The organism is Pseudomonas sp. VI4.1 (genome assembly GCF_002029345.1).
Classification (GTDB): Bacteria; Pseudomonadota; Gammaproteobacteria; order Pseudomonadales; family Pseudomonadaceae; genus Aquipseudomonas.
This window is the reverse complement of record NZ_MULM01000174.1, coordinates 1-12638: the sequence shown is the minus strand read 5'-3', so window position 1 is coordinate 12638 and position 12638 is coordinate 1. Positions and strand designations below refer to the sequence as shown.

General features: G+C 61.6%; 11 protein-coding genes and 1 pseudogene. 7 read left to right on the top strand and 5 right to left on the bottom strand.

Features of this window, described 5'->3' with window-relative positions; genetic code table 11:
• Positions 1 to 142 precede the first annotated feature (142 nt).
• The 6 genes and pseudogenes from BZ163_RS24400 (at position 143) to BZ163_RS24375 (ending at position 6616) form a co-directional block, all read left to right on the top strand.
• Positions 143 to 439 (top strand): DUF3649 domain-containing protein, encoded by a 297-nt coding sequence (locus tag BZ163_RS24400; protein WP_128872949.1) that lies wholly within the window; start codon positions 143 to 145, stop codon positions 437 to 439.
• A pseudogene (locus BZ163_RS24395) lies at positions 439 to 1977 on the top strand (PepSY-associated TM helix domain-containing protein); the annotation flags it as partial. The gene BZ163_RS24400 and the pseudogene BZ163_RS24395, both read left to right, overlap by 1 nt.
• A gap of 43 nt (positions 1978 to 2020) precedes the next feature.
• Entirely contained in the window at positions 2021 to 2347 is a 327-nt protein-coding gene (locus BZ163_RS24390) for a DUF3325 domain-containing protein (protein ID WP_128873043.1), read from the top strand.
• Between the two features lie 4 nt (positions 2348 to 2351).
• Complete coding sequence (locus BZ163_RS24385; protein WP_128872948.1) at positions 2352 to 2915, top strand: RNA polymerase sigma factor; 564 nt, start codon at positions 2352 to 2354, stop codon at positions 2913 to 2915.
• Entirely contained in the window at positions 2912 to 3901 is a 990-nt protein-coding gene (locus BZ163_RS24380; protein WP_128872947.1) for a FecR family protein, read from the top strand. The genes BZ163_RS24385 and BZ163_RS24380 overlap by 4 nt, the downstream gene beginning before the upstream one ends.
• A gap of 285 nt (positions 3902 to 4186) precedes the next feature.
• Positions 4187 to 6616: a TonB-dependent receptor gene (locus BZ163_RS24375; RefSeq protein ID WP_128872946.1), complete on the top strand. Its 2430-nt coding sequence runs from the start codon at positions 4187 to 4189 to the stop codon at positions 6614 to 6616.
• A 128-nt stretch (positions 6617 to 6744) separates the two neighbouring features.
• On the opposite strand, the gene BZ163_RS24370 is transcribed toward BZ163_RS24375, so the two are convergent.
• Positions 6745 to 7635 (bottom strand): AraC family transcriptional regulator, encoded by an 891-nt coding sequence (locus tag BZ163_RS24370; protein ID WP_128872945.1) that lies wholly within the window; start codon positions 7633 to 7635, stop codon positions 6745 to 6747.
• A 138-nt stretch (positions 7636 to 7773) separates the two neighbouring features.
• Between BZ163_RS24370 and BZ163_RS24365 the strand changes: the two genes are divergently transcribed.
• On the top strand, positions 7774 to 8676 hold the full coding sequence (locus BZ163_RS24365; RefSeq protein WP_128872944.1) for a DMT family transporter: 903 nt from the start codon (positions 7774 to 7776) through the stop codon (positions 8674 to 8676).
• A 9-nt stretch (positions 8677 to 8685) separates the two neighbouring features.
• Here the strand turns inward: BZ163_RS24365 and BZ163_RS24360 are convergent, their stop codons facing one another.
• From BZ163_RS24360 to BZ163_RS24345, 4 genes are all read right to left on the bottom strand, one after another.
• Complete coding sequence (locus BZ163_RS24360; protein ID WP_128872943.1) at positions 8686 to 9195, bottom strand: DUF2165 family protein; 510 nt, start codon at positions 9193 to 9195, stop codon at positions 8686 to 8688.
• Positions 9196 to 9414: 219 nt separating this feature from the next.
• Positions 9415 to 10389: a D-glycerate dehydrogenase gene (locus tag BZ163_RS24355; RefSeq protein WP_128872942.1), complete on the bottom strand. Its 975-nt coding sequence runs from the start codon at positions 10387 to 10389 to the stop codon at positions 9415 to 9417.
• 325 nt (positions 10390 to 10714) lie between these two features.
• Positions 10715 to 11020 carry a DUF6124 family protein gene (locus tag BZ163_RS24350; protein WP_128872941.1) on the bottom strand — a complete coding sequence of 102 codons (306 nt, stop codon included), beginning with the start codon at positions 11018 to 11020 and terminating at the stop codon, positions 10715 to 10717.
• Between the two features lie 441 nt (positions 11021 to 11461).
• On the bottom strand, positions 11462 to 12430 hold the full coding sequence (locus BZ163_RS24345) for a LysR family transcriptional regulator (protein WP_128872940.1): 969 nt from the start codon (positions 12428 to 12430) through the stop codon (positions 11462 to 11464).
• Positions 12431 to 12638: the final 208 nt, after the last annotated feature.

Sequence of the window (12638 nt, the reverse complement as noted above, 5' to 3'; positions counted from 1 at the left end):
CGTGTCTCAAAACGCATGGATCCCTGATTGGCAGTGACGATCTCATCGGATCGTTTTGCGTATGCGAATATTTATCATTAATATTGCGACCTTGCTGGTCCCGTGACTTCACGCGACCCCTCCCTCGTTTCAAGGTCGAAACATGAAAGGCAAAAGTCTCCCCGTTTCCTATCGGCTGGCGGTCACCTCGCGGGTGCTGGCTGCCGTGTTGGGCGGTTACCTCGTGGCGGCGCTGGCCAGTGTCAGCCTGAGCCTGTGGTTGCCCATGGCCCGCGCCGAAGCCGTGGTGACCGGGATGATGACCTCGTTTCTGGCCTACCTCGTCGCGGTGCTGTGGTGTTTTGCCTGTCGCAGCGCATGGCAGGCCTGGTGGGGGCTGATCGTGTCGAGCCTGGTGCTGGCGGTACTGTCGGGCCTGGCGTACTGGGTGGGCCACTGATGAAAGAGGGTTTTCGCCAGGCCATGGCCTGGCTGCACACCTGGGCCGGGCTGATCTTCGGCTGGCTGCTGTTCGCCATTTTCCTGACCGGCACCCTGGCCTATTTCAAGGACGAGATCAGTCACTGGATGCAGCCGGAAATTCCCGCCCGGTCCGCTACCTCCGAGGCCAGCCTGAGCCTGGCCCAGGACTATCTGCAACAGCACGCAGCCGGGGCTTCGCGCTGGCTCATCGATCTGCCCGATGCGCGGGAGCCCGGTCTTTCGGTGCGGTGGCAGCAAGCCCCGGCCAAGCGTGGCGAGCGGGGTCAATTCACCGAGAAACTGCTCGACCCACAAACCGGCGCCGAAGTGCAGGGCCGGGAAACCCGGGGCGGCGACTTCTTCTATCGCTTCCATTTCCAGCTGCAGATGCCGTATCCGTGGGGCCGCTGGTTGTCGACCATCGCGGCCATGGTGATGTTTGTCGCGTTGATCAGCGGGATCATCATCCACAAGAAAATTTTCAAGGACTTCTTCACCTTCCGCCCGCGCAAAGGCCAGCGTTCCTGGCTCGACGGGCACAACGCCGTGGGCGTGCTGGTGTTGCCGTTCCACCTGATGATCACCTACAGCAGCCTGGTGATTTTCATGTCGATGGTGATGCCGGCGAGCATCCTGGCCTCGTACAAGGGCGATGTCCGGGTGTTTTACGATGAGGTGTTTCCGGCTTCCACTACGCCTGAGCCCGCCGGCCAACCGAGTCAGTTGGCGCCGATGGCACCGCTGCTGGAACAGGCCCGGGAATTATGGTCGGGCGGTGGAGTGGGGCGGCTGGCGGTCAACAACCCGGGCGATGTGAACGCCTCGGTGGTGCTTTTCCGTGATGGCAGCGACCAGGTGGTCCACGACTTCGGCAGTGCAGTGACCTTTAATGGCGTCACCGGCCAATTGCTCGGCACAACAGCGCAACAGCCTTTGCCCATGGCGATTTCCGGGGCCTTCTACGGTTTGCACATGGGCCATTTCGCGGGCCCGGTCTTGCGCTGGCTGTACTTCATTTGCGGGCTGGCAGGCACGGCGATGATCGGCACCGGGCTGGTGATCTGGCTTGGCAAGCGTCAGCTCAAACATGCGAAAAGCGCGGTGATGCCGTTCGAGCTGCGGCTGGTGCACGTGCTGAACATCGCCAGCATGTCGGGGTTGATGGTCGCGGTGGCGGCGTACTTCTGGGCCAATCGCCTGCTGCCGGACGACATGGCCGGCCGCGCGGACTGGGAGGTGAGCAGTTTCTTCAGCGTCTGGGGCTTGAGCGTGCTGCATGCCATGCTCCGCCGTGGTCGTGCGGCGTGGGTCGATCAATTGGCGCTGGCCGCGTTGCTGTTTTGCGCGGTGCCGCTGTTGAACGCCATGACCACGCCCTATCACCTGGGTGCCACCTTGGCGCAGGGTGACTGGGCCATGGCCGGCTTTGATCTGACGTGCCTGGGCAGCGGTGTGTTTCTCGCCTGGGCGGCGTGGAAAATGCAGCGTTCGGCGCACGCTCGAAGCGTTACCCGAACCCCGCGTGGCAATCGATCGCCCTTGAGCGAGGGGCGCCCTGATGTTGCTGGGCTTTTTGCTTTGCTATGGCGGGTTCACCGCGCTCTGTTTGTCGATGGATCGGCATCATGGGGAACTGCTGGGCCGCAAGCCCTCGGCCCGGCGCCGTCAAGGCATGCGCATCGGTGGCTGGCTGCTGTTGGCCTTGTCCTTGTGGGCGGCGGTGTCGGCGGCGGGTTGGGGAGTGGGGCTGGTGCAATGGTTTGCGGTGTTGATGCTCAGTGCGTTGTTGCTGGTGCTGTTGCTGCCGTATCGCCCGCGCCTGGCGTTGGCATTGGCCGGGGTGAGCCTGCTCGCCAGCCCCGTTGCCGCGTTTGCGCAGTGCTGACCGGATGATCCCCCGCCCCCCGGAACCCCGCGATGAGGAGCATCGGGGCGCCCGTGCGCATTTCCTCCAGGTGTTTCTTTCCCAGCGTTCGCAAATGGAAGCGCTGGTGAGTCGGCGCGTCGGTTGTCGAGCGACCGCGGCGGACCTGGTGCAGGATTTGTTCCTGCGTTTCTGGCGCCGGCCGCTGGTGCAGGTCGAAGAACTCAGCACCTACCTGTTGCGCTGCGCCGGCAATATCGCCATCGACCATTTGCGCAGTGAAGGCACGCGGGTGCGGGTCAACGAAGGCTGGATGCCGGATGCGCCGGACAGTCACGGCAGTGAACCGCAAGCGGCACTCGAGGCGGGCAACGATTTGCGCCACGTCGAAGCCGCGTTGCGCGCCTTGCCCGAGCGTACGCGGCAGATCTTTTTGCTCAACCGCATCCACGGGCGCAAATATGCCGAAATCGCCAAGGCCATGGGGCTGTCCCAAAGCGCCGTGGAAAAACATATGATGCGCGCCCTCGAAGCCTGCAAGGCCAGCCTTCGCGAACCCCAACCGCGCACGCCAGGGAAAGCACCGTGAATACCATTGAACGCGTCACCCCGACGCCGGCTCAGGAGCAGGCGGCATTGGCCTGGCTGAGTCTGTTGCATGACCAGCCGAGCAGCGCCGATCAGGCCACCTTCAGCCATTGGTTACAGGCGGACCCCGCCCACGCCGAGGCGTATGCCCAGGCACAAGTGGTGTGGGAATTGACCGAAGCACCGGCGCGCACCTTGGCCGACGAAGAAGACCTGGCTCTGCAGGGTTACCTCAACGCCATGAACCGCTCGCGCCGGCCCGGCGTGCGGCGTTGGGCCGGGGCGTTGGCAATGGCGGCGTGCCTGGTGCTGATGATCAGCCTCGGCGCCGGCTGGCAGCCGGCGCGCTGGGTGGATGATCTGGGGGCGGACTACGTGTCGGCGCCGGGGGAAATCCGCACCGTCACCCTGGCGGATCAGTCGCAGGTCACCCTGGATGCCGACAGCGCGATTGCCGTGGATTTCAGTCGCGGCGAGCGGCATGTGCAGTTGCGTCGCGGTGCCGGCTTTTTCAACGTGACGCACACTGGCGAGCCGTTTGTGGTGGACGCTGAAATGGGTCAGGCGCGGGTGCTGGGCACGCAGTTCGAAGTCCGTCTGCAGCCCCGCGGCGCGCAGGTCACGGTATTGTCCGGGCGGGTTGGCGTCACGGCGGACGCACAGGCCGGGCAACAGATTCTCACGGCCGGCCAGCAAGTGGCTTATGGCGATGGCTTGGCGGAAAAACTCCACAGCGTCGACAGCGAAGCACAGTTGGCCTGGCGTCAGGGTTGGCTCAACTACTACAAGGCGACACTGGCCGAGGTGGTGCAGGACCTGGGGCGGTATTACCCGGGGCGGATCCTGTTGCTTAACGATGAGCTGGCGGCACGGCGGGTCAGTGGCAGTTTTCCGAGCAAGGATCCGCAGGCGGTGTTGAGTTCGTTGCAGGGGGTGTTGGGGTTTGAGCAGCACAGCGTTTTGGGGCATTTGATTATATTGCGGTGAGGCATAGGGCGCCTTCGCTGGCAAGCCAGCTCCTACAGGGGATTGCATTACAAGCTGCGACGCGCCACCGCGCGTCATGACGCCGTGTCGCCGTGTCGCCGTCGCCAGGTGAATGCATTCCAAATGTAGGAGCTGGCTTGCCAGCGAAGGCGGCCTGTCAAACACCACATCACTCCCGATAAAAATATTTTCAACTTTCTTGTGAGGTAAACCCGATCCCCATCCGTGTAGTGACTGAAACTGCGATTCATTCGCATCCAGTAGGTTCTACACAGGTCATGAGCAATGAAGTCCAGGGCAAAATCGGGTTTGGTCAAACAATGGTTGCAAGTGTCTGCCTTGAGCTTTTCGGCGTTGGCGTTGCTGCCGTTGAGCATCGCGCTGGCGGCTGAGGCTGGCACCGACCAGCAGCGTGCCCAGTTCAGCTTTGCGCTGGCCGCCAAACCATTGCCCCAGGCCTTGAGCGATTTCAGCCGGATCACCGGCATCAGCGTGGTCTACACCGATGAGGCGCCCTACGGCATCACGGCCCCGGCCGTCAGCGGGCAGATGAGTGCCGAGCAGGCGCTGCAGCGTTTGCTCAGCGGCTCGGGGTTCACCTTCCGTCGCACCGACGGCCATACCCTGGTCCTGGAGCCGTTGCCCGGCGCAGGCACCTTGAACCTGGGCGCGACCACCATCACCTCGGTGATGGATCAAGCCACGAGCTACCAGCCGCCGCCCACCAGTTCGGTGATGCGCTCCTCGGCCTTGCTCCAGGAAATCCCCCAGACCGTCAACGTGATCCCGGCCCAGGTCATTCGCGACCAGGCACCGCGCAACCTGGACGATGCGCTGGCCAACGTCAGCGGCATCACCCAGGGCAATACCCTGGGCAGCACCCAGGATTCGGTGATGACCCGCGGCTTCGGCGACAACCGCAACGGCTCGATCATGCGCGACGGCATGCCGGTGATACAGGGCCGAGGCCTCAATGCCAGCGTCGAGCGCATTGAAGTGCTCAAGGGCCCGGCATCCTTGCTCTACGGCATCCAGGACCCGGGCGGTGTGGTGAACATGGTCAGCAAGAAGCCCGAGCTGGAGCAATACAACGCAGTGACCGTGCGCGGCTCGACCTATGGCGAGGGCAAAAACGGCAGTGGTGGCAGTCTTGACAGCACCGGTGCCCTGGGCGATTCCGGGCTGGCGTATCGCATGGTCCTCGACCATGAAGACGAAGACTACTGGCGCAATTTCGGCACCCATCGCGAGACCCTGGTGGCGCCGTCCCTGGCCTGGTTCGGTGACAGCACCACGCTGTTGTTCGCCTATGAACACCGCGAGTTCCTGACCCCCTTCGACCGTGGCACGATCATCGATCCGCGTGACAATCATCCGCTGGACATCCCCCGTGATCGTCGCCTGGATGAGCCGTTCAACAACATGGAAGGGCGCTCGGACCTGTATCGTTTCGAGGCCGACCACGCGCTCAACGACGACTGGAACGCCCACTTCGGCTACAGCTGGAACCGCGAAACCTACGATGCCAGCCAGGTGCGCATCACGGCCATCGACACCAATGCAGGCACGCTGACCCGGAGCATGGATGGCACGCAGAACGCCATCAGCACCGACCGCTTCACCACCGCCAGTCTCGAAGGCAAGGTCAATGTCTGGGGCATGCAGCATGACCTGGTGTTCGGCATCGACGACGAGTACCGCAAGATCTACCGCGAAGACCTGATCCGCCAGAAAAGCCTGAGCACCTTCAGCTACACCAACCCGGTTTACGGCCGCGAAGTCGCCGGCACCACCGTCAGCCCGGCCGACAGCGCGCAGACCGATAAACTGCGCAGCGATTCGGTGTTTGTGCAGGACTCGATCCACCTCACCGACCAGTGGATCCTGGTGGCTGGCGCACGCTTCCAGGAATACGACCAGTACGCCGGCAAAGGCGTGCCGTTCCAGGCCAACACCGACAGCAACGGGCAGAAATGGGTACCGCGCGCCGGCCTGGTCTATCGCTACACCGATGCGTTGTCGTTCTACGGCAGTTACACCGAATCGTTCAAGCCCAACTCGACCATCGCCCCGCTGAGTGGCAGCAGTACCGTGCTCGACGGCAGCATCGCCCCGGAAGAAGCCAAGTCCTGGGAGGTGGGGGCCAAGCTCGATATCCCTGGCCGCGTGACCGGTAACGTCGCGCTGTTCGACATCAAGAAGCGCAACGTGCTGGTGGCCAACTCCGAAGGCCCGGTGACGCTCTACAGCGCGGCCGGCGAAGTGCGTTCCCGTGGCCTGGAAGTGGATTTGACCGGTCAGCTCAGCGACCGCTGGAGCATGATCGGCAGCTATGCCTACACCGATGCCGAGGTCACTGAAGACCCGACCTACAAAGGCAAGCAACTGCAGAACGTCGCCAAAAACAGCGGCTCGCTGTCGGCGGTCTACGACTTCGGCACCCTCGTCGGCGGTGACCAGCTGCGGGTAGGCGCGGGTGCGCGGTATGTGGGGGAGCGGGCGGGTAACGCGGTGAACGATTTCGACCTGCCGAGCTACACCGTGGCGGATGCGTTCGCCAGCTACGAGACCAGAGTTGAAGGGCAGAAGGTCAAGTTTCAGCTGAATGTGAAGAACCTGTTTGATCGTACTTACTACACCTCGGCGGCGAGCCGGTTTTTTGTGTCGATGGGGGATTCGCGGCAGGTGACGTTGTCCAGCACCCTGGAATTCTGACGGTAGACCGAGTCATCGTTCTTCGCGAGCAAGCCCGCTCCCACATTCGACCCAGTTCTTTCAGGAGATTGCGGTTAAATGTGGGAGCGGGCTTGCTCGCGAAGACGGCATCCCGTTCACCTTCATTTTCAGAGATGCCGGCCTGGCGTAAAAAACGCCTGCCGATACTCCCCAGGCGTCCCGCCCAGCGCCTGACGAAACCGGTTGGTAAAGTGACTGGCACTGGCAAACCCGCACGCCAACGCGATGTCGCCCAATGGCTGTGATGTTGTGCGCAACAAGTCCCGCGCCTGGCTCAGTCGTCGCGCCAGCACATACTGATGCGGCGGCAAGCCAAAGCTCTCCCTGAACATCCGCGCAAAATGATATTCGGACAGCGCGCATAGCCCCGCCAATTGCCCCAGGCTGATGGCTTCCGCCAACTGGCTGTCGATGAACTCGACCAACTGCCGACGCTGATGCGCCGCCAACCCACCCTTGAGCCGCAAGCCCTCGCGCATTCCGACCTGGCCGAGCAGCACGTGACTGAGCATTTCATGCGCCAGGCTGCTGGTGAGCAGACGTTCGCCGGGCTCTTGCCAATTGAGCGTGATCAACTGCCGGAAGCGTCGGGCTTGCTGCGGGTCATCGAGGAAGGTGCTTTCACGTAATTGAAGTTCGCGCGGTTCCCGGTCCAGCAACGTGACGCAGCCAAGGGCAAATTGTTCGGGGCTGAAATAGACATGGGCGAGGCGAATGTCGCCGTTGATCACCCAGGCTGACCGGTGTTCGGCCGGCAGGATGCATAGCTTGTCCGGGCCGCCTTTGGTGCCGGGCCGGTCGCGGCGAAAAGTGCCGGTGCCACCGGCGATGTAGCAGGACAGTGTGTGGTGGCTCGGGGCTTCGTAATCCTGGGCGTCGTGATGGTTGCTCCACAAGGCTGCAGCCATGCCGTCACCGAGCTCGGCGCTGTGCTCGAGGCGAGCATTGGGCGAGCGGTTGAGGGCTTGAAACACTTGCAGGCTTTCCAGTGCGGGCATGATCGGTTCTCTCCAACGCCTTGCATCCTACTCCGTAGACGTTGGCCTGCCAGCCCGGCGGGCGACAAAAGCGCAAGTTTATGCAAGTGCGAAAAGGTTTGGCGCAGGACACTGGGCACCTGCCAGGGAGTCTTTGCCATGAACCTTTCGTTGTACTTGCTGACCGTGTTGATCTGGGGCACCACCTGGATTGCCCTGAAATGGCAACTGGGCGTGGTGGCCATCCCCGTGTCGATTGTCTATCGCTTCGGCCTTGCCGCGCTGATGCTGTTCGTGATGTTGCTGCTCAGCCGCAAGCTGCAAGTGATGAACCGCCGCGGGCATCTGATCTGTGTGGCGCAGGGGCTGTGCCTGTTCTGCATCAATTTCATGTGCTTCCTCACCGCCAGCCAGTGGATCCCCAGCGGCCTGGTGGCGGTGGTGTTTTCCACCGCCACGCTTTGGAACGCCTTCAATGCGCTGGTGTTCTTCGGCCAGAAAATCGCGCGCAATGTGCTGATGGGCGGAGCGCTGGGATTGCTCGGGCTCGGCCTGTTGTTCTGGCCCGAACTCGCCGGTCATACCGCCAGCCCGGAAACCTTGCTCGGGCTGGGACTGGCCTTGCTCGGCACCCTGTGCTTTTCGGCCGGCAACATGCTGTCGAGCCTGCAGCAGAAAGCCGGCCTCAAGCCACTGACCACCAACGCCTGGGGCATGGCCTATGGTGCGGCGATGCTCGCGGCCTGGTGCCTGGTCAAAGGCGTTCCGTTCGACATGGAGTGGAATGCCCGTTATATCGGCTCGTTGCTGTATCTGGTAATCCCCGGTTCAGTCATCGGGTTTACCGCCTACCTGACGCTGGTCGGGCGCATGGGGCCGGAGCGGGCCGCCTATTGCACGGTGTTGTTCCCGGTGGTGGCGCTCAACGTGTCGGCCTTTGTCGAAGGTTATCAGTGGACTGCCCCGGCGCTGGCAGGCCTGGTGCTGGTCATGCTGGGTAATGTGCTGGTGTTTCGCAAACCCGGCGCCGGGATCAAACCGGTGACGGGCAAGTTGGCATGAACGGGTGGTTCATTTGTCATACACCAATACCAGGTATACCAGCGCGAAGAACATGTATTCAATATTACTTCGTGCCCAGTCAAAGGCATTTTGCTGAGCGGAATACTCCATGTCGAACCATTCATTCAATACGACAACGTACAGGACGTAGTAAACAAAAATAGCGGTGGTCAAACCCACTATGGCGAATTTCTTGGCCTCGTGAAATTCGTTGCGCGACTTATTCAGATTCCGAAACAGCTGATAAGCCCCGTACAGGCAACTGAACGTGTAGATGATCTCGAGCGTGATGATCGCCCAGTAAAACCGGTGGTGGAACAGGGTCGAAGTGACCGCCCGGTAGCGTCGGGAGTCGTTACCTTCGGTATGGCTCATGCTGATGATTCGCCCGATATACTCGGTGTATGCCGTGTAATCGGTAAAGTTATTGATCAGGGTGGCTATGCCGAAGAGTGCCCCCATCAAGACAATCACGACTTTGCTCCGCCTGATAGCGCAGACGGCGGTGAATTGATTCATCCAGGTGTTCTCCAAATCCGTTTGGTAGTGCTTCCAGGTTTTTTAAAGTTTATAACGTTTGTGAATAACCCCGGCGAGCGACTGAGTTGCAAGTTATGTCATTCAGGGTGAATCAGGCTAAATAGCGCAGTATCGAAAAAGGCGGGGGTGTTATCAGTTGCCGATTATTGATGCAGCCGTCAGGGCAACGGCACGTCCGCTCGACGTGCCGTGGGGCACTCAGCCCTTCCAGACCTGTGGATTGACCAAGTCCTGCGGTCGCTCACCCAGCAGGGCGCTACGCAGATTGCTCAAGGCCCGATTGGCCATCGCTTCGCGGGTTTCATGGGTCGCTGAGCCGATGTGCGGCAATGTGACAGCGTTTTTCAACTGGAACAGCGGCGATTCGGCCAGCGGTTCTTTCTCATAGACGTCCAGACCGGCGCCGCGAATACGGTTGTTCTGCAAGGCTTCGATCAACGCCGGCTCGTCGACGACCGGACCGCGCGAGATGTTGATCAGGATGGCGCTCGGTTTCATCAGCGCCAGTTCGCGGTGGCTGATCAGGTGTCGGGTCTTGTCGCTGAGCGGCACCACCAGGCAGACGAAGTCGGCTTCGGCCAGCAATTGGTCCAGGCTGCGCAACTGTGCGCCAAGTTCGTGTTCCAGTTCGGTCTTGCGGCTGTTACCGCTGTAGATGATCGGCATGTTGAAGCCCAGGCGCCCGCGACGGGCAATGGCGGCGCCAATGTTGCCCATGCCGACGATGCCCAGGGTCTTGCCGTGTACATCGCAGCCAAACAACGGCGCGCCAACGGTGGCTTGCCATTGGCCGGCCTTGGTCCAGGCGTCCAGTTCCGCAACGCGACGGGCACTGCCCATGAGCAAGGCGAAGGCCAGGTCGGCGGTGCTTTCGGTGAGGACGTCGGGGGTGTTGGTGAGCATGATCCCGCGTTCGTTGAAGTAGCCGACGTCGTAGTTGTCGTAGCCGACCGAGACGCTGGAGACGACCTCCAGTCTGGCGGCGTTTTCCAGCTGCGCGCGCCCGAGTTTGCGACCGACACCGATCAGGCCGTGGGCGTGGGGCAGGGCTTCGTTGAACTGGGCGTTGATGTCGCCGTTTTTCGGATTGGGCACGATGACGTCGAAGTCTTGCTTGAGGCGTTCGATCATCTCGGGGGTGACGCGGCTGAAGGCGAGGACGGTCTTTTTCATGGGGGGAAGGGCTCGTCGGGGCTTGGGTGAATGCCAAGCACGCTAACATTCTTCCCGGAGGTTGTGCGAGCCCCTGAATGCCTCGGATGTACGCGTTCCCCTGTAGGAGCTGGCTTGCCAGCGAAAGCGGCCTGTCAGTCACATCAATGCTGGATGTGCCGCCGTCTTCGCTGGCAAGCCAGCTCCTACAGGGTTCGGCGTTGACCACAATCCATCGGTACACCGGCGATCCCTGTAGGCGCTGGCTTGCCAGCGAAAGCGGTGTGTCAGATACACCGTGTTGCAGCGATCGCCAGCAAGCCGGCTCCTCAGGGCAGGCGGATTTTTAATCCTGCGGATCGACGTTATCCAGGGCCTGGTTCACGGCCAGTTCGCCGAGCATGATGACCTGCTGGATGCCCAGCATGGTGTTGCGATGCGGCCCTTCGAGGAATCCGGCGAGGTCACTGGCCATGACACTGGCCGAGGCGAGGGACTCGCTGGCGTGGACCAATAGGGTTTCGGTTTTGATGTTGGGGGCGACGACGAATAGATGGCTGGGGGTGTGGGGCGGGATGGAGGTTTTCAGGGTGAGTGGTTTTTGGGGCGAGGTGATTTCTGCATCTGGCGGATTAGGCGACGGCTTTTTCATGACGTATTCCTCTTGCTGGACGGAGCCGCCATCTTTCGTTTCCAGGCGAAAAGGTGGCAGCTATGCGCGGGCTGGAAAACCGAGGCAAGAGTAAAACCCGGCAGACCCGAAGGTCTCCCACGCACAGCCGCCATAACAAGTTCTAACGGGTAAAAAAGCGCCGTAGTATGTCATGAAGTCAGGCATCTATACTCTTGAACCTCGGGTTTCCAGACCCGGTCGCTGATTTTTCAGCGACCGCAAAAGCCTACCTATTTCGCTTCCCACACGACAACCGACAGAGCATGTGGGAAACATCCTAGGACGCCACACCCTTTGTAGGAGCGAGCTCGCTCGCGAAAAACGTGAGGCCAGCGCCGGGTGTCAGGTTTACAGCGTTATCGTTAACGACCATCGCGAGCAAGCTCGCTCCTACAGTAATCGGTGGTCTGTAGTCAGTGGTCAATTCGCCAACCGCACCCCACCCAGGCTCCCGCTCAACTCATACGCCGTCAGTTCCGCCTGATGCGCCGCCAATATCTCCGGCAGCGAACCGCGCAAGTATTCGACCCAGGTCTTGATCTTCGCATCCAGGTACTGGCGCGACGGGTAGATCGCATACAGGTTCAATTCCTGGGAGCGGTAGTTCGGCATCACCCGCACCAGCGTGCCATTGCGCAGCCCTTCGATGGCCGCATACACCGGCAACACGCCAACCCCCATGCCGCTGATGATCGCGGTGGTCATCGCGTCGGCGGAGTTCACCAGGAACGGTGAGCTGTTGATGGTGACCATTTCCTGGCCATCCGGGCCGTCGAAGGCCCATTTTTCCAGGGGAATCACCGGGCTCACCAGGCGCAGGCAGGCGTGATTGAGCAGGTCGCTGGGTTTATGCGCGCAGCCGTTGGCTTTCACATAGGCCGGCGAGGCGCAAACGATGCTGTAGGTGATGCCCAGGCGCTGGGAGACGAAACCCGAATCCGGCAGTTCGCTGGCCAGGACAATGGACACGTCGTAGCCCTCGTCCAGCAGGTCCGGTACGCGGTTGGCCAAGGTCAGGTCGAAGGTGACGTCGGGGTGGGTCCTGCGGTAGCGGGCGATGGCGTCGATCACGAAGTGCTGGCCGATGCCGGTCATGGTGTGCACCTTGAGTTGCCCGGCCGGGCGTGCGTGGGCGTCGCTGGCTTCGGCTTCGGCTTCTTCGACATAGGCCAGGATCTGCTCGCAGCGCAACAGGTAGCGCTTGCCGGCCTCGGTCAGGGCGATGCGGCGGGTGGTGCGGTTGAGCAGGCGGGTTTGCAGGTGGGCTTCCAGGTTGGAGACCGCGCGTGAGACGTTGGCCGTGGTGGTGTCGAGTTGCACGGCGGCGGCGGTGAAGCTGCCGGCCTCGGCCACGTAACTGAAGGCGCGCATGTTTTGCAAAGTGTCCATGGGGTGCTCTCGAGGGCGATGGCAAATTGTGACACGAAGTTACGGAGGCGGTGACCCCGACGAAGGGATTATCGCGTTAACGGTAACAAAGATTCACAGGAATCCCAGCTTATCGCCATCAAAGCTCACCCCTAGAATTGCACCCACTGTAGGAGCCGGCTTGCTGGCGATGGCGTCACTGCGGTCTTGCAGAGACACGGCGGTGATG

What these genes read in the sequence shown, in the direction of transcription:
- BZ163_RS24400 (WP_128872949.1), top strand. Translation starts at nt 143, where the DNA reads ATGAAAGGCAAAAGTCTCCCCGTTTCCTATCGGCTGGCGGTCACCTCG.
- BZ163_RS24390 (WP_128873043.1), top strand. Translation starts at nt 2,021, where the DNA reads ATGTTGCTGGGCTTTTTGCTTTGCTATGGCGGGTTCACCGCGCTCTGT.
- BZ163_RS24385 (WP_128872948.1), top strand. Translation starts at nt 2,352, where the DNA reads ATGATCCCCCGCCCCCCGGAACCCCGCGATGAGGAGCATCGGGGCGCC.
- BZ163_RS24375 (WP_128872946.1), top strand. Translation starts at nt 4,187, where the DNA reads ATGAAGTCCAGGGCAAAATCGGGTTTGGTCAAACAATGGTTGCAAGTG.
- BZ163_RS24370 (WP_128872945.1), bottom strand. Translation starts at nt 7,635, where the DNA reads ATGCCCGCACTGGAAAGCCTGCAAGTGTTTCAAGCCCTCAACCGCTCG.
- BZ163_RS24365 (WP_128872944.1), top strand. Translation starts at nt 7,774, where the DNA reads ATGAACCTTTCGTTGTACTTGCTGACCGTGTTGATCTGGGGCACCACC.
- BZ163_RS24360 (WP_128872943.1), bottom strand. Translation starts at nt 9,195, where the DNA reads ATGAATCAATTCACCGCCGTCTGCGCTATCAGGCGGAGCAAAGTCGTG.
- BZ163_RS24355 (WP_128872942.1), bottom strand. Translation starts at nt 10,389, where the DNA reads ATGAAAAAGACCGTCCTCGCCTTCAGCCGCGTCACCCCCGAGATGATC.
- BZ163_RS24350 (WP_128872941.1), bottom strand. Translation starts at nt 11,020, where the DNA reads ATGAAAAAGCCGTCGCCTAATCCGCCAGATGCAGAAATCACCTCGCCC.
- BZ163_RS24345 (WP_128872940.1), bottom strand. Translation starts at nt 12,430, where the DNA reads ATGGACACTTTGCAAAACATGCGCGCCTTCAGTTACGTGGCCGAGGCC.